This window comes from Rhodococcus sp. 008 (genome assembly GCF_001682295.1).
Classification (GTDB): Bacteria; Actinomycetota; Actinomycetes; order Mycobacteriales; family Mycobacteriaceae; genus Rhodococcus_F; species Rhodococcus_F qingshengii.
The window spans coordinates 542635-567433 of record NZ_CP015203.1 but is presented as its reverse complement, the minus strand read 5'-3'; the positions used below and the strand labels follow the sequence as shown (position 1 = coordinate 567433).

General features: G+C 62.0%; 21 protein-coding genes and 4 pseudogenes. 16 read left to right on the top strand and 9 right to left on the bottom strand.

The window, feature by feature from the left end; all coding sequences use genetic code 11:
• Positions 1-2 precede the first annotated feature (2 nt).
• The 3 genes and pseudogenes from AOT96_RS33080 to AOT96_RS36250 all read left to right on the top strand — a co-directional run.
• On the top strand, positions 3-1196 hold the full coding sequence (locus AOT96_RS33080; protein ID WP_003943355.1) for an alcohol dehydrogenase catalytic domain-containing protein: 1194 nt from the start codon (positions 3-5) through the stop codon (positions 1194-1196).
• 210 nt (positions 1197-1406) lie between these two features.
• On the top strand, positions 1407-2381 hold the full coding sequence (locus tag AOT96_RS33075) for a helix-turn-helix domain-containing protein (protein ID WP_003943380.1): 975 nt from the start codon (positions 1407-1409) through the stop codon (positions 2379-2381).
• 184 nt (positions 2382-2565) lie between these two features.
• Positions 2566-2709, top strand: a pseudogene (locus AOT96_RS36250) (SRPBCC family protein); the annotation flags it as partial.
• A 72-nt stretch (positions 2710-2781) separates the two neighbouring features.
• On the opposite strand, the pseudogene AOT96_RS35090 reads toward AOT96_RS36250, so the two are convergent.
• Positions 2782-3180 (bottom strand): annotated as a pseudogene (locus tag AOT96_RS35090) (transposase); the annotation flags it as partial.
• A 389-nt stretch (positions 3181-3569) separates the two neighbouring features.
• Positions 3570-4511: a GlxA family transcriptional regulator gene (locus tag AOT96_RS33060; protein ID WP_058228536.1), complete on the bottom strand. Its 942-nt coding sequence runs from the start codon at positions 4509-4511 to the stop codon at positions 3570-3572.
• A gap of 108 nt (positions 4512-4619) precedes the next feature.
• Between AOT96_RS33060 and AOT96_RS33055 the strand changes: the two genes are divergently transcribed.
• Both AOT96_RS33055 and AOT96_RS33050 read left to right on the top strand, forming a co-directional pair.
• Positions 4620-4931 (top strand): putative quinol monooxygenase, encoded by a 312-nt coding sequence (locus AOT96_RS33055; RefSeq protein WP_003941073.1) that lies wholly within the window; start codon positions 4620-4622, stop codon positions 4929-4931.
• 632 nt (positions 4932-5563) lie between these two features.
• On the top strand, positions 5564-6889 hold the full coding sequence (locus AOT96_RS33050) for an ISL3-like element ISPfr2 family transposase (RefSeq protein ID WP_058228535.1): 1326 nt from the start codon (positions 5564-5566) through the stop codon (positions 6887-6889).
• 104 nt (positions 6890-6993) lie between these two features.
• Here AOT96_RS33050 and AOT96_RS33045 read toward each other — a convergent pair whose 3' ends face one another.
• The 3 genes from AOT96_RS33045 to AOT96_RS33035 all read right to left on the bottom strand — a co-directional run bounded on the left by AOT96_RS33045 (position 6994) and on the right by AOT96_RS33035 (position 9857).
• A complete protein-coding gene (locus tag AOT96_RS33045; RefSeq protein WP_058228534.1) occupies positions 6994-8442 on the bottom strand; it encodes an aldehyde dehydrogenase family protein in 1449 nt (482 codons plus the stop codon).
• 86 nt (positions 8443-8528) lie between these two features.
• Entirely contained in the window at positions 8529-9395 is an 867-nt protein-coding gene (locus AOT96_RS33040) for an alpha/beta fold hydrolase (RefSeq protein WP_058228533.1), read from the bottom strand.
• Between the two features lie 57 nt (positions 9396-9452).
• On the bottom strand, positions 9453-9857 hold the full coding sequence (locus tag AOT96_RS33035) for a hypothetical protein (protein ID WP_003941837.1): 405 nt from the start codon (positions 9855-9857) through the stop codon (positions 9453-9455).
• A 197-nt stretch (positions 9858-10054) separates the two neighbouring features.
• On the opposite strand from AOT96_RS33035, the gene AOT96_RS33030 reads away from it, so the two are divergent.
• Positions 10055-11029, top strand: coding sequence for a LysR family transcriptional regulator (locus AOT96_RS33030; protein ID WP_042926698.1), 975 nt, complete (start codon positions 10055-10057; stop codon positions 11027-11029).
• Positions 11030-11559: 530 nt separating this feature from the next.
• Here AOT96_RS33030 and AOT96_RS33025 read toward each other — a convergent pair.
• A protein-coding gene (locus tag AOT96_RS33025; RefSeq protein ID WP_412778669.1) for an IS3 family transposase occupies positions 11560-12692 on the bottom strand; the annotation gives its coding sequence in 2 pieces (ribosomal slippage) (positions 11560-12434 and positions 12434-12692; 1134 coding nt in all).
• Between the two features lie 54 nt (positions 12693-12746).
• Between AOT96_RS33025 and AOT96_RS33015 the strand changes: the two genes are divergently transcribed.
• The 3 genes from AOT96_RS33015 (at position 12747) to AOT96_RS36710 (ending at position 14878) form a co-directional block, all read left to right on the top strand.
• Positions 12747-13793 carry an IS110 family transposase gene (locus AOT96_RS33015; protein ID WP_058228537.1) on the top strand — a complete coding sequence of 349 codons (1047 nt, stop codon included), beginning with the start codon at positions 12747-12749 and terminating at the stop codon, positions 13791-13793.
• A 108-nt stretch (positions 13794-13901) separates the two neighbouring features.
• Entirely contained in the window at positions 13902-14198 is a 297-nt protein-coding gene (locus AOT96_RS33010) for a transposase (protein ID WP_054828350.1), read from the top strand.
• Positions 14199-14203: 5 nt separating this feature from the next.
• Positions 14204-14878 (top strand): IS3 family transposase, encoded by a 675-nt coding sequence (locus AOT96_RS36710; protein ID WP_082654974.1) that lies wholly within the window; start codon positions 14204-14206, stop codon positions 14876-14878.
• Here the strand turns inward: AOT96_RS36710 and AOT96_RS33005 are convergent.
• Positions 14775-16124, bottom strand: a complete 1350-nt coding sequence (locus AOT96_RS33005) for an IS30 family transposase (protein WP_064074847.1) — start codon at positions 16122-16124, stop codon at positions 14775-14777. The two genes, AOT96_RS36710 and AOT96_RS33005, sit on opposite strands and share 104 nt — an antisense overlap.
• A gap of 83 nt (positions 16125-16207) precedes the next feature.
• On the opposite strand from AOT96_RS33005, the pseudogene AOT96_RS33000 reads away from it, so the two are divergent.
• From AOT96_RS33000 to AOT96_RS32980, 6 genes and pseudogenes are all read left to right on the top strand, one after another.
• Positions 16208-16492: pseudogene (locus tag AOT96_RS33000) on the top strand (IS30 family transposase); the annotation flags it as partial.
• A gap of 16 nt (positions 16493-16508) precedes the next feature.
• Positions 16509-17117 (top strand): annotated as a pseudogene (locus tag AOT96_RS36245) (uracil-DNA glycosylase); the annotation flags it as partial.
• Complete coding sequence (locus AOT96_RS36515; protein ID WP_328587290.1) at positions 17112-18920, top strand: hypothetical protein; 1809 nt, start codon at positions 17112-17114, stop codon at positions 18918-18920. The pseudogene AOT96_RS36245 and the gene AOT96_RS36515, both read left to right, overlap by 6 nt.
• A 55-nt stretch (positions 18921-18975) precedes the next feature.
• Positions 18976-19575 carry a hypothetical protein gene (locus tag AOT96_RS32990; RefSeq protein ID WP_156779020.1) on the top strand — a complete coding sequence of 200 codons (600 nt, stop codon included), beginning with the start codon at positions 18976-18978 and terminating at the stop codon, positions 19573-19575.
• Positions 19576-20171: 596 nt separating this feature from the next.
• Positions 20172-20810, top strand: a complete 639-nt coding sequence (locus AOT96_RS32985) for a hypothetical protein (RefSeq protein WP_065353011.1) — start codon at positions 20172-20174, stop codon at positions 20808-20810.
• Between the two features lie 450 nt (positions 20811-21260).
• A complete protein-coding gene (locus AOT96_RS32980) occupies positions 21261-21485 on the top strand; it encodes a hypothetical protein (protein ID WP_003943993.1) in 225 nt (74 codons plus the stop codon).
• Between the two features lie 519 nt (positions 21486-22004).
• Here the strand turns inward: AOT96_RS32980 and AOT96_RS36510 are convergent.
• The gene (locus AOT96_RS36510) at positions 22005-22163 is read right to left on the bottom strand and encodes a hypothetical protein (RefSeq protein WP_412778671.1); all 159 of its coding nucleotides are present in this window, start codon (positions 22161-22163) and stop codon (positions 22005-22007) included.
• A 40-nt stretch (positions 22164-22203) separates the two neighbouring features.
• Positions 22204-23484: an IS256 family transposase gene (locus AOT96_RS32970; protein WP_064073797.1), complete on the bottom strand. Its 1281-nt coding sequence runs from the start codon at positions 23482-23484 to the stop codon at positions 22204-22206.
• A gap of 301 nt (positions 23485-23785) precedes the next feature.
• Here AOT96_RS32970 and AOT96_RS32965 point away from each other — a divergent pair, with 301 nt between their 5' ends.
• On the top strand, positions 23786-24634 hold the full coding sequence (locus tag AOT96_RS32965) for a hypothetical protein (RefSeq protein ID WP_058228391.1): 849 nt from the start codon (positions 23786-23788) through the stop codon (positions 24632-24634).
• Positions 24635-24799: the final 165 nt, after the last annotated feature.

Below are 24799 nucleotides of genomic sequence, written 5' to 3'. Positions count from 1 at the left end.
GCATGGCAGACAGCAACCGCGCAGTGGTGTTCGAGAGCCCCGGCACCATGAAGGTCGAGAAACTCGACTTCCCCAAGCTGGAGATGCCGAACGGACGAAAAGCGCCCCACGGCGTCATCCTGAAAATCGTCGCTACCAACATTTGCGGCAGCGACCTGCACATTTACCGAGGGTCCTTCCCCGTCCCCCAGGGTATGGTCATGGGCCACGAGATGACCGGAGAGATCATCGAGGTCGGCTCCGACGTGGAGTTCCTCAAAGAAGGCGATCTCGTCTCGGTCCCCTTCAACGTCGCCTGTGGACGATGCCGCAACTGTAAAGCTCGCCGCACAGATGTCTGTGAAACCGTCAATCCTGCAGTCTCCTGCGGCGCATACGGTTTCAATCTCGGCGACTGGGTGGGCGGACAAGCCGAATACCTGTTCGTCCCGTACGCGGACTTCCAACTCCTCCGTTTCCCGGACAAGGACCAGGCCATGGACAAGATCCTCGATCTTGCCCTGCTCTCGGACATCCTTCCCACCGCCTTTCACGGACTCATCGAGGCAGGGGCCAAACCAGGTTCAACGGTGTACATCGCCGGCGCCGGGCCGGTCGGACGCTGCGGCGCAGCAGCAGCACGCCTTCTCGGCGCATCCTGCATCATCGTCGGCGACTACTATCAGGACCGACTCGACCTGGTCAAGAACAACGGCTGCGAGACCATCGACCTGAGCCAGGACATCCCCTTGCCCGACCAGATCGAGGCCATCCTCGGTGAGCGCGAAGTCGATTGTGGCGTCGACTATGTCGGCTCCGAAGCACACGGCATCGGCTCGGAGTCCAATCAGCCTCAGCCGGCAGGTGCCATCAACGACGTCCTCGAAGCCACCCGTGCCGGCGGCGCCACCGGCGTCATCGGCGTCTACGGCCCCGACCCTCTGGCACCGACAAAGGCCGAACAGGAAGGCATCTTCCCGCTCGAATTCGGCAAGGCCTGGATCAAGTCACCGCGCCTGTCCGCGGGGCAGGCACCGATCATGCATTACAACCGCGAGTTGATGATGTCGATCCTGTGGGACCGCATGCCGTATCTGAGCGCAATGCTCAACACCAAGGTCATCGGCCTCGACGAAGCACCCGCCGCCTACGAGACCTTCGATCAGGGGTCATCGAGCAAGTTCATCATCGACCCACACGGAATGATTCCAGCCTGAGCACGATCCAGCACGGAAAGCTCACGGTCTGAGCACAATACAGCACGGAATGCTCACGGCCTGAGCGTTTTGCAGCACGCGTAGATTTCCGGCCCTGTGATCGCCCCCCGACTGGCGGACACAGGGCCGGCTCGCTCTCTCCCCGACCCGCAGGACTTTCCCGCGCGGCTCAGTAAACTCAGTGGTATCCGTAAGGCAGGTGATCCGGCCATGGCTGATGCAGACGAGCCCTCATTGCCACACTTCGAAACGTTGTCGACCTCGCGGGCGCCGGACGACGGTGTCATCGACTACTGGCGAGAGGCCCGGCGCCATGCCTACGTCGACGTCAGCACCGACCCCGCCGACCCCGACTTCTACGGCGATGTCCGTCTCGGCCGATACACGAACTTCACTCTGTCCACGAAACGAGCCACCGCCGAGCAGACACACCGCAATCGCAGCCGAATCGCCCAAGGGCGGGAACAGGACGAGTATCTGTTCGCCACATTCCAGACGCGCGGAAGTTGCGTCATCGAACAGGCCGGACACACTGCAGTAGTCCCGCCAGGATCAATGGTCATCTACGACAGTTCCCTGCCCTTCGCTTTCCGCGCCGATGCACCCTACGAACAGGTCATCGTCAAGGTGCCCGCCGATCGAGCCTTCGCGCTCGCCGGCATCGACCGGACCACAGACATCCTGGCCACGACCATGAGCTGTGCAGGAGCGATGTCCGCCGTCGCAGCCTTTTTCACCCAACTGGCCCAACACCAAGACAGCGATCCCCACGGCGCCGCACAGCTCGAGACTCACGCCTCCTCACTGGCCACATCACTACTGAGTCTCGTCACACCGGTTCGCTCTGCCGCCGAAATACCCGCCTTCCTACGACGAGATCAGGTTCTGGCCTACATCCATGCCCACCTTGCAGACCCCGACCTCGACGCCGAACGCATCGCCACCGCGATGCGACTCTCCCGCCGCAGCCTCTACCGCCTGTTCCAGGGAACCGACCACACAGTCATGGGATATCTCCGCGCAGCGCGCATCCAGTCCGCCCAGCACCTACTACGAAAATACCCTTCCCGGCCCGTCTCCCTCATCGCTCGACAAACAGGATTCTCCGACCCCCGCACCTTCTACCGAGCGTTCCGCGACACCACCGGCATGACACCCAACGAACACCGAGAACGCCTCGATTGACAACGCACTGCACATATCCGCTCTACAGCTCAACGAGGCCGCCGGACGGGTCAACAACGACCGGCTCGGGCGAATCATGGCCCGCATACGACATGTGGCCAGAAACCTGACCCCAATTGCGAGTCTGAAAACGAAACGCTTCGAACCTCATCATCTGAACACGGACCGTCCCGACCTGCACTTCATGTCCGGAGTACGGGAAATTCGACAAACCGACGATGTGCACACACAGTGGATCCTCGAAATAGCCGGACAAACACGAGAATTCGACGCCACCATCACCGAACAGCACCCGGACGAACGCATCGCGTGGAAATCGGACGCAGGCCTCGCAGTCCTGGTGGGCTGTCGCACTTCTCGCGGGTCTGTCCAGAAAACGGTGTAATTGATTGGTTTCTAACTACTTTCGTCCGGCAGACAGCCGTCCGTCGAACGTTATCTCGAAGGCATTCAGTGCTGCCTTCCATCGGTTGGACCAGCGCCTGCGGGCGGTGCCTTTGGGATCGAGGCTCATGATGGCCAGATACACGCATTTCAAGGCCGCGGCCTCGGTCGGAAAGTGTCCACGGGCCTTGACAGCCCTGCGGATTCGAGCGTTGACACTCTCGACGGCGTTGGTCGTGTAAATGACCTGCCGGATGGCGTTGTCGAATTGTAGGAACGGCACGAACTCAGCCCAGGCGTTAGTCCAGAGCCTGATGATCGCGGGATAGCGTTTCTCCCATTTGTCACTGAACTCTGCGAATCGGTCGAGCGCGGCCTGCTCCGACGGAGCCGTGTAGACGGGTTTGAGGGCTCTTCCCAGATGAGGGTGTAGGTCGGCCGGGCGCGTCGGTCCGCAGGTAGACGTCGAGGTCTCCCGACGATGGAGGTTCCTACGCCATCCATCCGAAAGACCTCGACGTGACCGACGCTACCCCGCCGGCCGGCTTCGGCCGCCCTGACCTGACCGCCTTCGCGTCTCATCCCAATCGACCCTGATCGAGTCTGCTGACCCCCCTCTACGAGAACGCAGCGACATCACAGCCACCCAACCCCGACCGTCCGGGAAGCCGGGACACGTCACATGGCCTGTGCTGCGGGCGTGTCGAGTGGGTCGTCCAGGGGCGACGCAGGAGCGTCGACGCGACGTGCTGAGAGGTGGTTCCAGTCGAGCACTAGGACACCGGCTACAGGCATGGCGATAGGTCAGGAACGGCGTCGCTCCCTACGCAGGAGGGAGCGCAGAGTCTCGGCGTTCGCGTAGCCGACCCGTAGCGCGATCTCGGCGGAGGTGAGGTCCGTGGTTGCTGAGAGGTGCCGAGCTCGTTCGATGCGAAGCCGTTGGACGAAGCCGAGCGGAGTGAGGTTGAGCGCCGCACGGACTCGTCGTTCGAGGGTGCGCCGGCTGGTGCCGAGCGACTGCGCGACGAAGGCGACGTTGAACGGTTCGTCCAGGCGGGCGCGCACGAAGCGTTCGAACTCGACGACGATCGGGTCCTCGTGCCGGAGATGTTCGTAGGCGACGAAGGCCGCCTGCGACGGACGCTCGTCGATGATGAGGAGCTTGGCGACATGTTGGGCCAGGTCGGGGCTGATCGATCGCACGAGTGAGAGCGCGAGGTCGATGTGGGCGAACGCGGCGCCGGCGGTGACGAGGTTCCCGTCGACCACGACCATGGTGTCGAGATCGAGGGCGACGGTCGGATAGCGCTTCAGGAACTCCGGCCCCAGGAACCAGCTGGTCGTCGCCCGCCGATGATGCAGCCGTCCGGTCTCGGCGACAGCGAACACGCCGGTGCACGCCGCGGCGATCCGGGTGGTCGCGTCGTCGAGGCGCCCGAGCGAGGCGATGACCGAACGAGCATCTCGGCTCTGGAGGGCGTCGTTGGTAGCGACGGCCGTGAGGGTTCCAAGCGCAGGGACGACGACCACGTCGAACTCTGCGGACTCCGACAGCGGGTGGTCCACCGACAGGGTCATCGATGCCGTCGTGGTCACTCTCCGTTTCGGTCCGAGGATGGCGAGTTCGATCGGGTCGATCCGCGGGTCGACATCACCGCGGGCTCCGTCGGCCACCCGCACGATGTCGATGACCGACGCGACAGCCGAACCGAAGCAGCCGTCGATCGCGATCAGTCCGATACGCATGGCGCGAACAATAGCAATACTGCCGTATACGCCACTTCTCACATGCCCTTGCTCGTCATACGCTGAACTCGCTTCACCAAGAAACCTCGACACCTAGGAGAACCCCTCATGTCCACACCCGCATCACTTCCGTATGCCTTCGTCGCCAAGATCGTCGCGGCCGATGGACAGCACGACGCGCTCGCCGATCTGCTCGCCGGCGCTGTCGCGCTCGCCAACGAAGAAGTAGGAACGATTGTCTGGTTCGCGGTCAGGACCCACGCCGACACCTTCTGGATCTTCGATGCATTCCCCGACGAGGCCGCTCGCGACGCCCACGCCAACGGCGCCATCGTCGCAGCCCTGATGGCCAACCAGCACCTCCTCGGCGCAGCACCCGAGATCCTGGCGGCCGACGTCCTCGCGTCCAAGCTCCCGTAGTCCGCCAACGCACGAGACGATCGCGCCCCGCCGAGCCGTCGCCAGGTCGCGACGCAACGCCACGCTGCGTTGCCGAGCGGTACGAGGCCTATCGGCACACGGACAGGATGCCGGCCGCGAGCGCTCAGCCGGCGAGGGGTCCGTCGCAGAGGAGAGCGACGTCGGTGTCGGGCAGAGCCGTGAGGCCAGCGCATCGCGCGACCACCAGAACCGAACAGCCCCTGCCCTGCGTTTCCGCAGGTCAGGGGCTGTTCGCCGGAGCCGCCTGTCGGAATCGAACCGACGACCTAATCACGTCGGCTTTGCGTCTATCGCTTGATGCGCCCACTGGGCGAACGAGCCGCTGAACTGCGCAAACGCCGAGCGTGGGGGACGCCGTCATCCGGTGGTGACCGACGACGACCGACCAGTACCGACCGTTTCACCGGAGCTTGCGGCGGCGTCGAAGCCGAGCAAGCTCCATTCCTTTAGCTCACCGCGCCCTCCTCCTCGCCGGTCCCGTCGTCGTCGAAGACGTTTCAGGGGTCTTCTCAGATGACGGTGTAGGTCGGCCGGGCGCGTCGGTCCGCAGATAGACGTCGAGGTCTCCCGACGACGGAGGTTCCTACGCCATCCATCCGAAAGACCTCGACGTGTCCGACGCTACCCCGCCGGCCGGCTTCGGCCGCCCTGACCTGACCGCCTTCGCTCGACTCGACGGCCTCGGTCTGAGCGTGACCGGACAACGACTTGAACCGGATCGTGCGGTCCTCGCGTGCCGCGTGGTGGAACCAGATCAGTGGTGCCGACGGTGCGGCAGCGAAGGCGCTGCTCGTGACACCGTGATCCGGCGGTTGGCCCACGAGCCGCTGGGCTGGCGACCGACCGTGCTGGAAGTTGTAGTGCGCCGCTACCGCTGTGCCGACTGCGGACACGTGTGGCGCCAAGACACCAGCGCCGCGGCGGAGCCACGCGCGAAGCTCTCGCGCACCGGGCTGCGGTGGGCGCGGGAAGGGATCGTGGTCGCACACCTCACCGTCGCCCGTGTCGCCGAGGGACTCGGGGTCGCGTGGGACACCGCCAACAACGCGGTCCTGGCTGAAGGCAAGCGGCTGCTGATCAACGACCCCACGCGGTTTGAGGGCGTGAAGGTCATTGGCGTCGATGAGCACGTCTGGCGCCACACCAGGCGTGGCGACAAGTACGTCACCGTGATCATCGACCTCACCCCGGTCCGCGATGGCGCCGGCCCAGCAAGGCTGCTGGACATGGTCGAGGGCCGGTCGAAGGCGGCGTTCAAGACCTGGCTCGCCGACCGCGACGACGCCTTCCGTGACGCGGTCGAGGTGGTCGCGATGGACGGCTTCACCGGGTTCAAGACCGCCGCTGCAGAGGAGATCCCGGACGCGGTCACGGTGATGGATCCCTTCCACGTCGTGCGCCTGGCCGGTGACGCCCTCGACAGGTGCCGGCGCCGGGTCCAACTCGCGATCCACGGGCACCGTGGGTTCAGGGACGACCCGCTCTACAAGTCGCGGCGCACGCTGCACACCGGCGCGGACCTGCTCACCGACAAGCAGAGCGACAGGCTACGCGCGCTGTTCGTTGATGACGCTCACGTCGAGGTCGAGGCGACCTGGGGTGTCTACCAGCGCATGATCGCCGCCTATCGCCACGAGGACCGGCAACGTGGCCGCGAGCTCATGGAGAAGCTGATCACCGACCTCAGCGCCGGCGTCCCCAAGGTGCTCACCGAGCTCACCGCCCTGGGCCGGACCCTGAAGAAGCGAGCCGCTGACGTGCTCGCCTACTTCGAACGACCCGGCACCAGCAACGGGCCGACCGAGGCGCTCAACGGACGGCTCGAACACCTGCGCGGCTCCGCACTCGGGTTCCGCAACCTGACCAACTACATCGCCCGAAGCCTGCTCGAGATCGGCGGCTTCAGACCCCAACTCCTACACCCCCGATTGGGATGAGCCTCCAAACCGGCAGAAATGATCTGAGGCGTTCATGCGAAGACGCCGTCGGCTGATGTCGTGGACGAACGAACCACGTGCGTGGATCAACGGCAACCACCGCTCTACAGAACGTCGATGCCGGTCAGAACGAGCACCTTCTCCTCAGTGAGATCTTCCATTGCCGAAAGGACTCCCTCTTTGCCTGTCCCAGAGTCCTTCACGCCCCCGTACGGCATCTGATCGGCGCGGTAGCTCGGGACATCACCGACGATGACTCCACCGACGTTCAGAACACGTGAGGCGCGAAAAGCGGTCTGCAGGTTTGAGGTGAAAACCCCTGCCTGCAAACCGAACCGAGACTCATTGACCTTCTCGAACGCATCCTCGTCCGAGGAGACCTTGCAGAGCGCCACGACAGGTCCGAAGACTTCGTCGTCGAGTACCCGCGCGCCGCGGGGCGCGTCCTCGATCACGGTGGGCTCGACAACGGCCCCCACTCGTCCGCCACCGGTGAGAACGGTCGCACCGCCTGCCACCGCCTCGTCGATCCACTGCTCCACACGCACGGCAGCACGCTCGTCGATCAGTGGACCGACATCGGTAGCGTCGTCGTCGGGTGCACCGGTGGACAACATGCCGATCCAGGACAGTATCCGTTGCCGCATGCTCTCGTAGTGCTTGTCGTGCAAGAATACTCGCTGCACCGCGATGCAGGACTGACCAGCTTGGTACATCGAGAACCGCGCAATTCGTTCGGCCGCGAAGTCCTGTCCGGCTTCATCGGACCAGTCTTCACACACCACGACGGCGGCGTTTCCTCCCAATTCGAGCGTGACGTGTTTTCGCGGCACCCGATCGCGGATGGCCCACCCCACAGGAACCGAACCGGTGAATGAGACCACCGGCAGACGCGGATCCTGGACCATCTCCGAAGCCTTTTCGTTCGAGAGGGTCAACACGGACCACGCGCCTTCTGGCAGTGACGTTTCCGCCAGCAGCTCACCGAGCACCAGACTCGACAGCGGTGTCGCTGGCGCAGGCTTGACGATGATCGGCGCACCGACGGCGAGCGCCGGCGCAACTTTGTGGGCGACCAAGTTGAGCGGAAAGTTGAACGGGGCGATCCCGAGGATGGGGCCGCGCGGGACCCGGTGAACCAGAGCCAAACGACCGTCCGAGCCTGCATCGGTATCGAGTCGTTGCATGTGTCCACTCCAGCGCCTGGCCTCCTCGGCTGCCCACCGGAAGGTGGTAGCGGCGCGGGTAACCTCGACACGCGCCCACTTGATTGGCTTGCCGGATTCGGCTGAGATGAGCTGGGCAATCTCCTCGTGGCGGTCGTTCAGACGCGTTGATATGTGTATAAGAGCGTCTGCGCGGATATGCACGGGTGTACTCGCGAATTCGGTGGCCACCGCCGAGGCAGCTGCGATCGCGGACTCGATGTGCACCGGATCCGCCTCGGACACAGTTGCGACAATCCGACCGTCGAATGGATTGCGGATCTCGATACGGCTATCGGTCGTCGTCGCCTCGCCGGCGATCAGGAATGGAAAGTGTTTAATGCTCATCGGTATTCCTCTTCGAAGTGTACAAACAACTGCTCGCCGACCCCCTTGTTGCGGTGGCCGGCGAGCGCGTTGATGTACTGGACAGGTCAGACGGATGCAGCGGTGGCTGCGTTCTTCTGGAGAATCTCGAGCGCTTGGATGAGGTAGGTGCGGAAGACTGCGTGGTTCTCGCTCATCGGGAAGTGACCGATGTCTTTCATCTCGATGAACTGCGCGTTCTTGATTTGCGCGGCCGTTCGGGCGCTGTCTTCCGGCGTGGTCAGGTAGTCGTAGTCGCCGGTCAACATCACGACGGGGCAGCGATCGCCGTCGATCTGAGCGAGCTTGTCGCGCAGATCGTGATCGACCGAGTAGAAGTGCAGGTCGCCCTTGAACGCTTCGGATCCCTGGGTGTAATAGAACCAGGTCTTCCAGCGATCTGCCTCCGGTGACTGGGGAGCCATGAGATCCCACGTGCCGCTGGCGCACACCTGCGCTGCGTTCGCGTGCGGGTGCTGCCACCAGTCGAGGTAGAAGCCAGGCGAGTAGTCGGCACCTTCGACAGGGATGACGCCGGCGAAGCGATCCGGATTGCGCAGCGCAAGCTGCAGGGCGATGTTGCCGCCGAACGAGGATCCCATGAAGATCGGATTCTCGAGTTCGAGCGCATCAACGAGTGCAACGATGAAATTGGCGTAGTGGTCAGCCGAGAGTTTGTATTCCTCGGTCCACCACTCGGTGTTCTCCGGCGGATCGGACTTTCCATGTCGAGGTAGGTCGTAGGCGATGACGCGATAATTCGCGGTGATCTCTTCGTCTTCCAGCAGCCCGCGCCACTGATGGTTGTGAGCCCCGGCGGTGTGCTGGCACACCAAGGGCTGACCGGTGCCGTTCTCCAGGTAGAAGACCTTGTACAGCAGGCCGTCGACGTCGACGTCGACGTAGTGTCCCGTCACCGGGGAAATCTTGCTCATCTCGAGGGTTCCTTCGTTGGGGGGAGATTTTGAACTGGTTTGGGTGGCGCTGGTGAATCAGACCGGCACACCGACAGTGCGGAGCAGTTCGATCTGGCGTGTCACGCACCGCAAGTTCTGCATGAGAACCAGCACGTCGCCTTCGAGCTTCATGTCCCGTTGGAATGAGGCAGCCCAGATCCCGTGGTACATCGGCGCGGGTACGGGCACGCCGAACCCCTGCCAGGTCTTGGCACTGGCCCGGATGGCGAACTGGTACGGGCGGTCGAGGGGGCCGGGATCGACCGTGATGGCGTGTACTTTGCCGGTCGTCATCTCGACGACGAAGGTATGTGTGCCCATGTCCAAGAGGTACGAACAAGTGAAGTACTTGCCGTGCGCCTGGATTTCGGGATCCTGATCCGAGGCCTGCTCGAACGCATCGGCCCACTGCTGGGGGGTCTGAGTGATGGTGGCAGTCATTGTTTTCCTTCGTCGACTTGTGTGCCGGATTATTTCTGGAACGGGGATGATCGAAGGGTGATTGCTAGTGCTTCACCGTCGCGAACATGACACCCATCACACCGACAATCGACGGGTACGTCCAATACCAATGACCCTTCCGATCGATAGGAAACAACTATTGGTGTGCATCTACCTGGCCGAATAGCATCGGCGATGTGCGCTTACCCCTGGAGTTGAGGCCGCTGTCGTACTTCGTGGCGGTGGCGGAGGAACTGCACTTCGGCCGTGCGGCTGCACGGCTCCATATCGCCCAACCATCTCTGAGTGTTCAGATTCGAAAGCTTGAGCACTCTCTGGGGACAGCGCTGTTCATTCGTGACAGCCGTCATGTGGCCCTGACGCCGGCAGGGGTGAGGCTCTTGGAAGGAAGCCGTCAGCTACTCTCGGATGCCGAGCGCATTGCGTCGCTCACCCGGCAAGTCGGCCGCAGTGCGCGCAGCAATCTCGTGATCGGATTCCAGGCGAATGCTGCCGCTGAGCTGACCCCGGACATCCTGTCGGCATTTCGCTCGATGCACCCGGATGTCGAGGTGGAAATGCAATCGTTCGACTTCTCCGACCCCTACGTCGGACTAGGCGACGGCACGGTGGACGTAGCGTTCATCAGGCCGCCCGTCGTCGTTGCGGACTGGCTCGCGCTCGACACCCTTTTCATCGAACCGCGAGTGCTGGTCGTTAGCTCGGACTCCCCTCTTGCGCAACATGATTCGATCAGTGTCGAGGATCTCACAGGTCAGCCATTCGTTGCTCGTCGCAGTACCGACGAGTGGCGTGACTTCTGGCTCGCACTGAGCTCTCGCGATGGGCATGACGTTCGGCTCGGAGCCGAGGTTTCAACGGTCGACGAGTGTTTCGAAGCGATCTTGTCGAAGAAGGGCGTCGCGTTCTCGCAAGCATCGACGCAGCGGTTCTATTCTCGGCCAGGACTAGCGTTCGTTCCTGTCACCGGCATACCACCAACGCCGTTATCTATCGGTTGGCGATCAGACGTCGATTCTCTATTGACTCGCGACTTCGTAGAGGCTGCTCGCAGCGTTGCTACAGCCCGCCCTGTGCCGAATTCATGGATGCCCGCGGTCGAAGGTGTGACCTCCTTGCTCGACCGTTTTCCGGCCAAGCTCACTTCGTAACGTCTCGCCGCGCACTTGAGGATCAGGCTAGCCGGTCCTGGCAGTGAGCGCAGTCTGATCGCCGTGCGCACCTGGCAGCGACTTCCGCTACTACTAAATATTGGCGACGGCAGGATGAATCATCCGTTTTGTCGATGGTCAAAACGCACACCCAGGCCCACAGTGAATCGCATGTAAGTGTTTGTAGTGGCCGGCCCGGGGCTGGCTGACAGGATAGGTGTCGTCGCTACAACGCCGTGTGACTCATGAATCGCTTTGCTCCTTTCGGATGCACTGGCCGGGGTTTGTCCACTCTATTGTGGCGGCGACGCCGGTCCGGTCTTGCTTCGGTGGCTTAATCAGAAGCCTGCCCGACCTCGTTGCCGCGAGGTCGTGGCCCGTTACAGGCCTGCCTCGAAGTGCTCTTTCCGGGCCGACGCCGACAACGACGTCGCCCATCGGAAAGGACATCCGTCGCTATGCCTATCGTCGCAGATAACTACGAGATCGTCATCGGGGTAGTGACTGGGCCCCGATTGCGGGTCCACTGATTATGCGGGTTGCAATTCCTGATCGAACTCGGCCTCTAACCATTGCGCACGGAATGCTTCAGGTGTTCTGAATCCGAGCGATCCGTGTGGTCGATAACTGTTGTACTCGATTCTCCAATCGTCGGCAAGAACCTGAACCTCGGTCAGCGAATGGAACACTTCGCAATTGAGGAACTCGTCCCGGAAGCGGCCGTTGAACGACTCACAGATCCCGTTCTGCCACGGCGACCCCGGGTCGATGAACGAGGCATCCACTCCGGTGAACCGACACCAATCGCGCATCGCGTGCGCCGTCATTTCGGTACCGTTGTCCATCCGAATATGGGCGGGCCTTCGCCCAGTACGGGCAATGATCCGATCCAACTCCTGAGTCATCCGGTCCGAGGTGCACGACCGAAATGCCTGTGTGGCAAGAGCTTCCCTCGTGAACTCGTCGACAATCTTGAGAAACCGCACCTGCCGGCCGTCCACCGTGACATCAACCTGGAAATCCAGCGCCCACATATGGTCCGGATGCGCGGCTGCCAGCCGCTGATTGCGGCCCTCGCCGATGCGGCGCTTCTTCCGCACCCGCAGCGGCCGCTTCAACCCTTCCTCACGCCACAATCGTTGCGTGCGTTTACGGTTGGTCCCCAAACCGTCGGCGTAGCAGAGGGCGTGCGCTTTGCGCCATCCCCAACGCGGGTGCTTACGAGAGATCTCTCGCAGCTTCTCCCGAAGGACCTTCTCGGTCTCGTCGACGCTTCGTCGACGGCGTTGGACCGACCGAGATTGACCCACCACAGCACATGCTCTGCGTTCGGATACCCCGAACCGTTCCCGCAGTACTTCCACGGCCCTGCGGCGGCGGTCCGGGCTTACCAGTTTCCCCGGTTCAACTCCTTGAGCATGTCAAGGTCCAAAGCCTGATCGGCCACCATCTTCTTCAGTCGCGCATTCTCTTTTTCGAGTTCCTTGAGGCGTTTGGCGTCGTCGGATTTCATGCCGCCGTACTGGCTCTGCCAGCGATGCCAGGTCGCTTCGGACACTTCGAGGTGTTTGCAGACGTCCTCGATCGTGAACTTCTCGCCGAGGAGCTTTTCGCCTTCTCGGAGCTTGCGGATGATCTGTTCGGGTGTGTGTCGACGTGCCATGTTGTGTTTTCGTCCTCCTGCACCCATTTTGGTGCATCAGAACCCTCACAACCACTGGACCTGTTCACGGGGATCCAGTCAGTAGATACCCACGCCGCGGCCCATGCGCTGTGTGTCGTGGCCGCCGCAACCGGTGCGGTACAGGACAAAGCAAGTTTTCCGGCAAGCCCGGCGGGTCTTGATCGGGCCCGCACGTGGATTGCACACAGGGCAGGTCAACAAGCCGCCCTCGTCGTCATCGAAGGCATCGGCTCCTACGGCGCCGGACTCTCCGACCGCGTTCTTGCGGCGGGATTCCCGGTAGCCGAACCCTCCGTGATGGGTTCGGCGGATCGGAGAGGAGTCGGTAAGACCGACGATCTCGACGCCGCTCGTATCGCCCGGTCAGTTCTGTCCGTCGACATCGATCGACTGCGCCGACCACGTGCGGACGGATCGCGAGTGGCGATGCGCGTTCTCGTGGTCGCGCGCGAGCAGATGACGTGCGAACGGACGCGCGCGGTCAATGCGTTGACAGCTTTGGTTCGCACCGTCGAACTTGGTGTGGATGCACGAAAATCGTTGGCATACAGTCAGATAAAGGAGATCGCAACCTGGCGGGCTCGGCCCGAGGACGCCACCACTGCGACGTACCGAGCAGAGGCCGTGCGACCAGCCAAGAGGATTCGTGCGCTCGATGCGGAGCTGGTTGACAATCGAAAGTCTCTCGACGCGTTGGTAAAGACCAATGCACCGGAACTGACTGCCGCGGTTGGAGTGGGCGCAGTGGTTGCAGCGACTGTCCTGATCGCGTGGTCACATGCAGGTCGGGTACGTTCCGAGGCCGCATTCGCCTCACTCGCCGGGACCTGCCCGGTCCCGGCTTCATCAGGTAACACGGTGCGCTACAGGCTCAATCACGGCGGTGACCGCCGCCTGAACAGAGCACTGACCACCATCGTCATCGTGAGGATGCGGGTTGATCCCCAAACTCGCGCCTATGTCGAACGTCGACGAGGCGAAGGCCGCACAACCAAGGAGATCATGCGATCCCTCAAGCGTTATGTCACCCGGCAGCTGTTCCGGACACTCGCCGCTGCACACCCAATCTTGGTGTCTTGACAGATATAGAAGCATCCCGGCGAGTCCGGAGACTTTGATGTGCCCTCGGTTTGGCCGAGTCGGTGAACTTTGTTTTCTGGCTACGATCTTGTCCAAGGAGGCAGGACCATGCCGAAGAGATATCCCGAGGAATTTCGCCGTAAGGTCCTCGATCTGGTCGCCGCAGGACGGCCGATCGCGGAAATCGCCCACGATCTCCAGGTCAGCGACCAGACGATCTACGGTTGGCGCAAACAGGACCTGATCGACACGGGGCAGGTACCAGGACTCTCACGCCTCGAACAATCCGAGCTCACCTCGGCGAAAAGACGTATCCGTGAACTCGAGAACGAAGTCGCAATACTGAAACGGTCCCGTGAGCTGCTGAAAGAGCCACACGACCCAAAAGGCGATTCGCGGCCATAGCGACAATGGCCGCGGAAGGACTACCTGTGCAGGCGTCCTGTCGCCTACTGAAGGTGTCCGAAGCGGGGTACTACGAATGGCGCAACCGACCACCGTCACTACGCGCTCTGCGGCACACCTGGCTACTTGAACAGATCACCGCAGTGCATGCCGCATCTCGCGGTACATACGGCGCCAGGCGCATTCACGCCGAGCTCACCCTTGGACTCGGTCTGTCCGTCGGACACAACCAAATCGAGGCCGTGATGTCGCGCGCCGGCATCAAAGGCCTACCCGGGACCAGACGGCCGAAATCTCGACATCAGACACCGACAGCCGGCGACCTGGTCAACCGGATGTTCACCCGTGAACAGCCAAATCGGTTGTGGGTCACTGATATCACCGAACATCGCACTCGTGAAGGTAAGGTTTTCTGCGCGGTTGTCCTGGATGCGTTTTCAAGACGGGTCGTGGGGTGGTCGATCGATTCCAGTCAAACCTCCGCGCTGGTGACCAACGCGCTCTCGATGGCCATCTCCAACCGTGCACCGCTCGAAGGAACCGTGATTCACTCCGATCACGGGGTGCAGGGCGTATTCAACTGGTCGAAGCAACACGTTGCTGTTGAATTGATCGTAGGTGTTCGTCCCAGGCTTCAGCGGGGGTTCGCCATTGGAGTCGTTTCCGTGGTCGCGTGTTGAGAGCGTGTGCGACTGCCGCGAGATCGTCTGGGCTCCATCGCGAGAGATCAGTTCCCTTCGGAAAGTATTGGCGCAGTAGTCCATTCGCGTTCTCGTTGGTACCTCGTTGCCATGGGCTGTGTGGGTCGGCGAAGTAGACCTTCAGCCCGGTGTCGATGGTGAACTGGGCGTGTGCGGACATTTCCTTTCCTCGGTCCCAGGTCAGCGAGCGTTTGAGTTCGGTGGGCATCGACGCCAGTGCCTGTGCCAACGCTCTGTTCATCGACACCGCTCCGTATCCCGACAGTGCCGGCCCGTTCTTGGTGATCGGTTGCTGTCGCCACCCTTGTTCCCGAGGCAGGTGCACGAGGGTGGTGTATCCGGTTGTGCGCTCGACGACGGTGCCGATCGCGGACCTGTCCGTGCCGATGATGAGATCACCTTCGTGGTGCCCGGGGATCGCACGGTCGTCGGCTTCTTCGGGACGCTCGCTGATGAGTACGTCCGGTGTCACATGGGCCCAGGCAACGCGTTTCGCTCTCGCGCGTGGCATCCGAAGAGCGCGGCCGGTGCGCAGGCACAAGATGAGTTCGCGGCGCAGCGCACCGCGACCCTCGATGAATAGGGACTGGTAGATGGCTTCGTGGCTGATCCGCATGGACTCATCATCCGGGAAATCGATCGGTAGCCGGTGCGAAATCTGCTCAGGGCTCCACGCTTTCACCCATCGGCGGTCCTGACGATGCGGCTTGTTCAAGCCCTTCCATTGCCGTTCGAACGGTCCGGCGACCGCATCGCCGCCCGGCTTGGTGATCTGGCCTGAGAGTCGGTCCTCGACGTAGTGCCGTAACCGATCGTTGGCCGCGAGCTTGGCGGTCTTCGGGCGACGAGCAAACAACTCGGCTTTCCAGTGCGCCACGCTGGCGCGGTACTCGAGCTTGCCGCCACGCGTGGCAGCGTTACGCCGCAGCTCCCGCGAGATCGTCGACGGGCTCCTCCCGATGGCACCCGCTATCGCGCGCACCCCATGGCCTGTGGCGTGCAGGATCGCGATTTCCTCACGCTCTGCCAAAGAGAGGTACCTGCCTGCCGGCGCGGGCCACGAATACGGCGTCATCCCGCCAGCGTGCCGGAACCACCGCTGGCCCACAGGCTGTCCCACGCCGACAGCGTCAGCTGCCTCACGAGGAAGCTTGCCTGTGGCGATCTGGTCCCAAAACTGCCGTTCCTTCGACCGAGGATGGCCCGGCGCTCCCGGTGACCTCATCGGAGCCCTGCCCGTTACTTCCCGCACCCAATCCGATGGACGACCCACAACACCCTCCTGACCTCGAATGTTGCGTCCACCGAATGTCCGCACACGCCCAGTTCACCATCGACACCGGGCTGAAGGTCTACTTCGCCGACCCACACAGCCCATGGCAACGAGGTACCAACGAGAACGCGAATGGACTACTGCGCCAATACTTTCCGAAGGGAACTGATCTCTTGCGATGGAGCCCAGACGATCTCGCGGCAGTCGCACACGCTCTCAACACGCGACCACGGAAACGACTCCAATGGCGAACCCCCGCTGAAGCCTGGGACGAACACCTACGATCAATTCAACAGCAACGTGTTGCTTCGACCAGTTGAATACGCCCTCACCATCATGAGTAACGGACGCAACGCCGACCCCACGGTAGTTGTCGAGAAGAAGAACCGTATTCGCGACACTCATGTGGCGGCGTTGAATTCGCTTGCGGACCGTATCGCCGACTCTGTCGGGCTCCCCCACGGACACGTGCCGTACGTGGATCCGGATCTCGGTGGAATCGATGCGCGAGTTCTTGTCCTGCTGGACAACCCCTCCACGAAGGCTGAGGCCGGGACCGGGTCGGGTCTGCTCAGTCTCGACAACAACGACCGCACTGCACGCAACTGTCGCGAAGCGTATGCCCGCGCCGGTATTTCGTGGTCGGACGTGGTGCATTGGAATGTCGTCCCGTTCCCTGTCTCGGGGGTCAAGAACGGTGGTTCGACCCCGGCCGAACGTGCCCGCGCGGCTCAGTGGACCCGAGAGTTCGTCGCGTTGTGCCCGAATTTGGAGATAGTGCTGTTGTTGGGTGTCGCCGCACGGGACGGGTGGGAGCGCGCCGGCATCGAACGCGACGTGTATGTCGTTCCGGGAAACATTCCTCATTGCTCCGATCGTGGCTTGAACTCGGCCGGCGGACGGGAACGATTCGACGCCGCCATCACCGACATCGCCAGGATGCTTTCCACCGGAAACCACCACACCAGCAGAAAGCGGACATCGATGAACGAGACACCCTCGTCGAACAGTTCACCGTCAGAGCCCACTCGACCAGGCACTGCTGCAATGGACCTGTTCGAGGGCGCCGGCCCTGGCAGCGAACTCGCCGTATCTGTCGAGCCGGAAGGCATTCTCGTTGCCGGGGACCCGGAGGTCGTAGCCGGATACCTCGCGCGCCTGACCGATCTCGCCGGCGAGGCACTCGATGTTTCCGGCGTCAGCACAACCTCGATGGCCAATGTCGCCGCCGCTGCCGTCGGAGCGAAATCTATTGCCGCCCAGGCCGGTCAGTTCGTGCGACTGTCACCGGACAGCGTCCAGGCATTGAAGACGTACAAAGCGTTGCCGGGTGACAGCGGGTTCTTCCGAATGACCGTCGTCGACCAAGCAGGGAAGTTCCGTCAGCAACTGCAATGGCAGAAAGTGTCCCTCGGCCCCACCCAAGCACTGTCCTTCCAACTCATCGCGGTGCAGGTCGCCCTCTCGGCGGCCATCGCATCGGTGAACGAATCGATCGCCCGCGTCGACGGTAAAGTCGAACAACTCCTCGCCCTCGCCCAAGCTTCCCGAGTCGGTGACGTGGTCGGTCATTTCACAACCCTGGATCGGCTCGTCACCACCCTCGACGAACACGGAACACTGCCGACCGCAGACTGGGAATCTGTAGCCGGACTCCGGCCCACCCTGAATGTGACCATCGAGCGACTCCGAGGACACGTCAAACGCACCTTGGCCGGGTTCGATGCCACTCGCCCGGTCCAGGACCGCGCCGACTATCTCCGCCGAGCAATCGAAGAGAACCGGCTCGGCGAATCCCTGCACCTGTTGGTGGTCGGTGAGCAGTCGCTCTATCTGTGGCAGCGGTTGCGGATCGCGCGCGTGCAGGCCACCGAGCCGCAGCATCTGCAGGTGGTGCTCGACGACGCACGCACAGTGCTGGCAGAGCATTTCGAACGCGACGGCGAACTGTTGCTGCACGCGCGGTCGGAACTGTCGAACTTTGCAAAAATGCACCGACTCGACGGGTTCCGGTGGGGCGCCGCCCACAATCTCAAACACGACATCGTCAAACTCAAGGACGACCTCGACGACTTCGCGCAGGCACGTGGCAGTCAGGTCATGGGATGGACCGACCACGAGAGTCCCAGCGTCGTCGACGCCCTGGCGGAAGTCGGAAGTCGGGCAGCGTCCGCAGGCAGCGCTGTCGCCGGCGCGGCCGGCAAAGCGATCGGTGCCGGTGCCTCAGGAGTCGGATCCGGACTCGGTCGATTGGGCCGCGGGATCGGAAACCTCGTGGGCTCGGGAAACCAACAAGCAGACAAAGCCGAGATACCGACACCTACAACGGAACATCGTCTCGCGGGTGCAGCCACCGCAACTGCACAACCTGACGAGCCGAATCCGATCTCGTACGACGGCGACGTTTCGACATCCGAATCCTCAATGCTCACAAACCAACCCGATCGAATCATGCCGTCTTCCGCCCCGATCGCTTACGACGATGACATCTTGCAGCTCATGCTCTTCGGCCATCTACAGGTCGGCGACCAGCTGACGTATCACGATACCGGCCGCGGGCTCACCTACGTCGCAACGATCACGCGGGACGGGGCCCTCGACGTCGACGGGAAACGCTACGGGCCACCCTCGGCGCCGTTGACGGACATCATGGGCCGGCAACGGCACGGTTGGAGGGACTGGCAACTGGCCGATGGGCGGCAACTTCGACAGCTGCGGCGACAAGCGTACGCAGAAATGCGCCGCTGACACCCGTCCTCTCCGCCACCACACGCCGACCCGTCCACAGAATGAAGCGATCGCAATGAAAATGAAAAAGGCCTGGCTAGCAGCGCCGATCCTCCTTCTCGCGCTCAGTGCGTGCAGCGACCAGGGCTCGTCCACCGAACCTGCCTCGTATGAGAGAGCAACTGCGACCGCCACGGCGCCGAGCTCGTCAGGGACGCTCACACCGGTTTCCAGTGCCACGATTGTGGAACCCACGACGGAAACCATCGTCGAACCGCCCACCGCTGAGGCAACATTCATCGACACGCCAACGCCGGTGGTGACCAAGCACATCGACTACTGCACCTCGCCCGGTCCGAACACCGCGTTCACGGACGGAACATACGGTTGGACGGACGAATGCGCCAGCCCCGCAGCGATCAGCCGGGTCAGCGAGATCACCGCCAACGGAGGATCCTGCGACGGAACCACGTGCACCAACTCACTCGGAATGACCTTCCCCGATCCTCGGGCCGACGCCGGAATGACCGATGCACCGCCAACAGCCGGCACTCCTCGGACCACGACAAGCACGCCGACAGTAACGAATCCGCCGAACCATCCCCAGGTCCTGTGGTCGGATTGCCTGCGGCAAGGCAACACCCCGGAACAATGCCGCGAAATACTCGACAATTGATTTAGAAAGTCCGGCAGTCCTAAGCAGGTCGGAGCTGCCATTCCGGGGGCGGTCTCGACACTCTCGCCCGACTTTCATCCACTCATTCACTGGGTAAGTTCCATGGTGTGAATGTCCGGGCATCCGCACTCGAGTACCGTCCGAAAACTGATGGACACGATATTCGACGTAGGTACTTCATACAGACAGATTTTCGACGGAACGACGAGAAACCCGCTGCGGAGACCGAATTCGGATACACACTGCGTACTCGGCCACGGTCACCTGGACCCACTCGGCAAAAAGGAAAACACGCCGCACACCTCTAGGTGACCCACCCAGCTGGGCGTCAGTACCAGCTGAGTGGGTCGAGTGCGCCCTCTGAAGGGCCGGGCACACGATTCGAGGGGACAGCCCACCGGGAAGTGTGCGGTCACATCTCGGCGAACCCCATTCCGTCGCCGCCTCGGGCGGAGATGGCGCGGAGGGAAATGTAGCGCACCCGATTCCGCTGACCTGCGACCACCCGGCGTGTTTCGGCGGCCACTTCCTTCCCATGATGTGCGGCGGATCTAAGCTCACCTGAACAACCACGGCCTCACCTCAAGGGAGCAGCGATGAGTCCTCGGTCCACCTGGCTCCACACCCGATCCGCCGAATTCCGGGCCGCTCTGCTCGATCTCGGGCTCACGATCACCGACACCGAAGCCCGGAAAATCCTCGACGACAAAGTCACCGAATACGCGACGCTGATGAGAGTCACCCGCCAGACCGCACAGCGAGACTTCACCGACGAACGTCTCCTCGCGTTCGCACAGTCCCTCGCTGTGTCCCTCTCCGACGAAGCCCCCGGCGCCGACCTGATCGAATTCGAGCGCAGCATCTCCATGCCCGTCGCTGCAGTCGGCCTGACCACCGCGGCGCTGGCCGAAGCCTTGAAAGTCGCGCACATCAACCTCGACGACAAAGAAGCTGTCGCCGGGCTGTCCTTGCTCTCGACTCTCGGCATGATCACCGCCGATGCGAACGACTCCGTCGTCCCGACCCCACGCCCGCTGCTCTTGCGGATCGCCCGCTACCTCGACGGCGCCGCGGCATCCATCACCGACGGTGCGAACCTGCCCGACGGACTCGACGACACCCACAGACAGCAATTCGCGGACATCCTCGCCCAGGACGCCGACGGAATCCGGGCCCTCGCCAACACCGAAGACGGCGACCCCCCGAGCCTGTGGCGCACCCCCAACCCACGCTGACCACCGGCGTAGCGAAAACGCAGTCCTCGCGGAAAACGCAGTCCTCGCGCCAAAACCTGCGGGCGGCTCGCCCGCCGATAGACCAGAGGTGGCTACCGGCGGAGCGTTCGCCATACCCGTTGGGGACCGGGTGATGCCGCCCCCGAAAATTTACGTGGCACCCACCCCGGTTACCAGTCTTCGCACAGTTACAGCTACTTGAGCATTGAACTACCGAGGAGTACCTCGCCGCCTTCAGGTGAACCGGTACCGAGTTAGTCCATCGCGTCCATGGGTGCGCCGTCACTTACCTCCCGCGCACCGATCACCCAGCAATGACGCAGTAACATCACACACTGGTGGTGCGCTGCTTCTGCCTCGGTTCCAGCGCACCACGCACCACCCGTTACCACCGCGCAGGCAGTCGCCCTTTCGATCGGCCTGCATGATCCACACGTGCAGGAGCTACCCATGGCCTCCCCCGGCGAGCGTCTAACCGCCAAACTCGAGCAACTCCCCATCAGCGACGACGCCCCCATGTGTTCGCTCCTGCGCACGACGCTGCTCGCACACGCACAACAGGGCAGCGACATCACCGAACCGACCGTGCTCGGACTGCTCGCTATCACCGGTGTCCTCGAAGAACGACTCACCAGGCTCGAAGCCATGATCCAACCCGTCAGCACCACTACATGACCCCGGCGTCGCCTCGCACCCACCGACCACGGCTGCACGAACGACTCGGCGTGCCAGTCGAACCTGCGCTCATACTCGGCTGCATCCTCTCCGCCATCGTCATCGCCTGGTGGGCAGCCTGAAAGAAACTCGTCTGTCGAAAACGCAAAGCCAACGGTTTATTCGACATAGATTTTCGACACGAGATCTCGACACCTCACCCTCAGTACGAACTGGGGATATAAGTGCTTCACAGAAGCGTCGAATACCGATCGATTCCCGACGTTAACCAATGACTCGTCAGTGCCATTTTCGGGCTCTTTGCTGGCGCAATACTCCACGATCCGGTCGACATCGTGTTCGGAAGTCCGGTGGAAGCATTCCTTGGCCACACCGAATCGCCACCGTCAAACGCAGCGTCGTTTGACCAAAAGCTGGCATGGTTGCTGACTCGCAGGGTCAACGACAGCCACATGAGATGGCATCCATTATGAGGAAGCACCTTGACGGGGGTTGGTATCACTGGCGGGCAGGTGCTCTCTATCTGCTACTCAGAGCCACATATTTGGCGAAAAGAATTTCCTTGCGCTCTTCAGAATTGACACAGAGGTGCTTTGCACCGAAAGCGCGGTCAACGATTAAGTCAAGCTCCGTATGGGCATCACGGAGTTGCGTTGACATAGACGAGCCACCGTACAGCTGGGGTCTATCTCGTTAAGGGTGTTTCGGCCGGTATCCATTAGTAAGTTTCCGATCCCGGCCAACGATCGGCGAACGTGATCGCAAACGCATTCAGAGCAGGCTTCCACCGTGTAATCCATCGTGCCTGCCCTTTGCCTGTCGGGTCGAGCGAACGCGTCACCAAATAGAGGCACTTGAGCGCAGCAGCCTCGGTGGGGAAATGCCCACGAGCCTTGACAGCCCTCCGATACCGGGCGTTCAAGGACTCAATAGCGTTGGTAGAGCACAGCACTCGCCGTATCTCGGTGTCGTAATCGAGGAACGGGATGAACTCCTGCCAGGCGTTGTTCCACAATCGAATGATCGCCGGATACGTCTTGCCCCAACGGTCTGCGAGATCGTCGAACGCTGCACTCGCGGCGGCCTCGGTCGGGGCAGTGTAGATCGGCTTGAGATCGTGTTTGAGCGCATCCCAATGCTGCCGCGACGACAACCGAAACGTATTGCGGATCAAATGGATCACACACGTTTGGACCGTGGTCGCCGGCCACACATTCTCGACGACCTCCGGTAGACCTTTTAATCCGTCGCAGACCAGGAAGAACACATCCCGAGTACCCCGATTACGGATATCCGTCAGCACGGACATCCAAAATTTGGCGCCCTCACCGCCGGTCCCGGCCCACAAACCGAGTACGTCCCGGTGCCCGTCGAGGCTGACACCGATCGCCGCGTAGATCGGGCGGTTCGCGACCTGCCCATCCCGAACTTTGACCACGATCGCATCGATGAAGATCGCTGCGTACACCTCGTCGAGCGGACGGGCAGCCCAGTCCTGCATTTCCTCGAGCACTTTGTCGGTGATCCGTGAGATGGTCTCTTTCGAGACCGAAGCGCCGTAGATTTCAGCGAAGTGAGCACTGATCTCACCGGTCGTTAATCCTTTGGCGTACAACGACAACACGATCTCATCGACCCCGTTCAATCGACGTTGTCGCTTTTTGACGATCTGCGGCTCGAACGTCCCTTCCCGATCACGAGGGACCTCGATCGGAACATGACCGGTCGCCTCGGTCAACACAGTCTTCGACCGAGTCCCGTTGCGAATATTCGTCGACTCCCGCTCCGGCGGGGCTTGGTTCTTGTCGTGCCCGAGGTGCTCGGTCATCTCCTCGTTCAATGCAGTTTCCAGAACGGTTTTGGTGAACTGCTTGAGCAAACCGTCCGGACCGGTCAGCGACAGACCCTGCTCCTTCGCCAACCTGACCAGCTCCGCAGCCGCCGCAGCTTCCGCGGAGGGCTCGGCCCTCTTCTTCGTCACATCTTCCAGTGTCGTCATCTCGGCACCTCCTCGCCAAGCATTCACTCAGCGTCTCGGGCCAAAACACCGATTACGAAACAGTCCCACCGTGTCGGCTGCAGTGTGACGAGGCGAGCAAGATTGGTGCGCTCGGAGTCGGGGACATTGTCCGCCATGCCGTCCGTTAATTACTGCGTCGATGATGTGGGCGAGTTCGCGGGGTGCGACTTCGATATGGGCGGGGGTGTGATGAGCACGGTAAGGAGGTTCTGCCTGAGGTGTTTCAAGCGATACGGCGGTATTCGTACTGGCTGTCGGTGTTTTCTACTATCTTCGGCTGATGGTTCAGTTCACGAGTGACCCGGTGCGGACTCAGCAGCGAATCGCTGAGCTCGACGAGTACATGACTCGATCGGTGTACGGCGCCGCCGCCGGTTTCGTTTGTCGATCCGCTGTTGGGTGCGGCAATGCTGCGGCGAAGCGGGCCGCCGATGTGTACGAGGGACAGCTCTCACATGTGGGGTTGCACTACGACATGTTCGAGGACGGCAAGCCTCTGCGGGTGCTGGTTCTGGGTATGGAGATGGGTCGGCCGGACAGGCACATCTCGTTGGAAGAGCGCCGTTTGCAGCAAGATGAGGCAATCGGCGAGCGCTTCATGAAGCGGCACGCCCACATGCTCGGCACCACGAGCGCGCTCCGCGGTGCGTTCGGCCGAGGTCTGGGCGATGACCGAGCAGGAGAGCTACTGCCGATAGCGAATGATCCTCTGCCTCAGCACGTCATGCAGTGCTACGCGTTGGTCAATAAGAGGTTGTGCTCGGCAGTACGACCAGTCCAATCAGACAACGGTCGAAAGTTCCAGGCAGAGAAGGTCCCCGCGATGGATCGAGCGTGCCTGCCACACCTCGCCGCGACAGTCCGGATCCTCGAACCCACGTTGGTGATCCTGCAAAGCAAGAACCTTCGATCTCTGATCAAGCCTCACCTCGAGCACGTCGAACGAATCGATGAGGCAAACGAGCGCCTTGAGTATGCCGAGTTCGCGGGCGTGAGCACCGTGATCGCCAGCTTCAGCCACCCTGCAGCCCACTCCCCTCTCAACTGGGGCAGTTCGCACCGGAATTTGTATGCGATGGATGTCGTCGAGCCGACGTTGGAGAGCGCCCGCAGGTTCCTCTTCGCATAGCTTCAGTCGGTCCTTCCATCTCATTGGGTAGCGTGCGTGTGTGGCCCTGGGAGAGATATTTTGAAGGCGCAACGCCGCTCGACGACCGTTACTGTGCTGGTTTTCGCTGGATTCGGCTTGGTGTGTGGTCTCGTTGGTGCTGCCGTGTTGTGGTGGTATGTCTCC

Bases quoted from the DNA above. Each gene is read 5' to 3' on its own strand.
- AOT96_RS33080 (WP_003943355.1), top strand. From the start codon at position 3: ATGGCAGACAGCAACCGCGCAGTGGTGTTCGAGAGCCCCGGCACCATG.
- AOT96_RS33075 (WP_003943380.1), top strand. From the start codon at position 1,407: ATGGCTGATGCAGACGAGCCCTCATTGCCACACTTCGAAACGTTGTCG.
- AOT96_RS33060 (WP_058228536.1), bottom strand. From the start codon at position 4,511: ATGCGTATCGGACTGATCGCGATCGACGGCTGCTTCGGTTCGGCTGTC.
- AOT96_RS33055 (WP_003941073.1), top strand. From the start codon at position 4,620: ATGTCCACACCCGCATCACTTCCGTATGCCTTCGTCGCCAAGATCGTC.
- AOT96_RS33045 (WP_058228534.1), bottom strand. From the start codon at position 8,442: ATGAGCATTAAACACTTTCCATTCCTGATCGCCGGCGAGGCGACGACG.
- AOT96_RS33040 (WP_058228533.1), bottom strand. From the start codon at position 9,395: ATGAGCAAGATTTCCCCGGTGACGGGACACTACGTCGACGTCGACGTC.
- AOT96_RS33035 (WP_003941837.1), bottom strand. From the start codon at position 9,857: ATGACTGCCACCATCACTCAGACCCCCCAGCAGTGGGCCGATGCGTTC.
- AOT96_RS33010 (WP_054828350.1), top strand. From the start codon at position 13,902: ATGCCGAAGAGATATCCCGAGGAATTTCGCCGTAAGGTCCTCGATCTG.
- AOT96_RS36710 (WP_082654974.1), top strand. From the start codon at position 14,204: ATGGCCGCGGAAGGACTACCTGTGCAGGCGTCCTGTCGCCTACTGAAG.
- AOT96_RS33005 (WP_064074847.1), bottom strand. From the start codon at position 16,124: ATGAGGTCACCGGGAGCGCCGGGCCATCCTCGGTCGAAGGAACGGCAG.
- AOT96_RS36515 (WP_328587290.1), top strand. From the start codon at position 17,112: ATGCTTTCCACCGGAAACCACCACACCAGCAGAAAGCGGACATCGATG.
- AOT96_RS32990 (WP_156779020.1), top strand. From the start codon at position 18,976: ATGAAAATGAAAAAGGCCTGGCTAGCAGCGCCGATCCTCCTTCTCGCG.
- AOT96_RS32985 (WP_065353011.1), top strand. From the start codon at position 20,172: ATGAGTCCTCGGTCCACCTGGCTCCACACCCGATCCGCCGAATTCCGG.
- AOT96_RS32980 (WP_003943993.1), top strand. From the start codon at position 21,261: ATGGCCTCCCCCGGCGAGCGTCTAACCGCCAAACTCGAGCAACTCCCC.
- AOT96_RS32970 (WP_064073797.1), bottom strand. From the start codon at position 23,484: ATGACGACACTGGAAGATGTGACGAAGAAGAGGGCCGAGCCCTCCGCG.
- AOT96_RS32965 (WP_058228391.1), top strand. From the start codon at position 23,786: ATGGTTCAGTTCACGAGTGACCCGGTGCGGACTCAGCAGCGAATCGCT.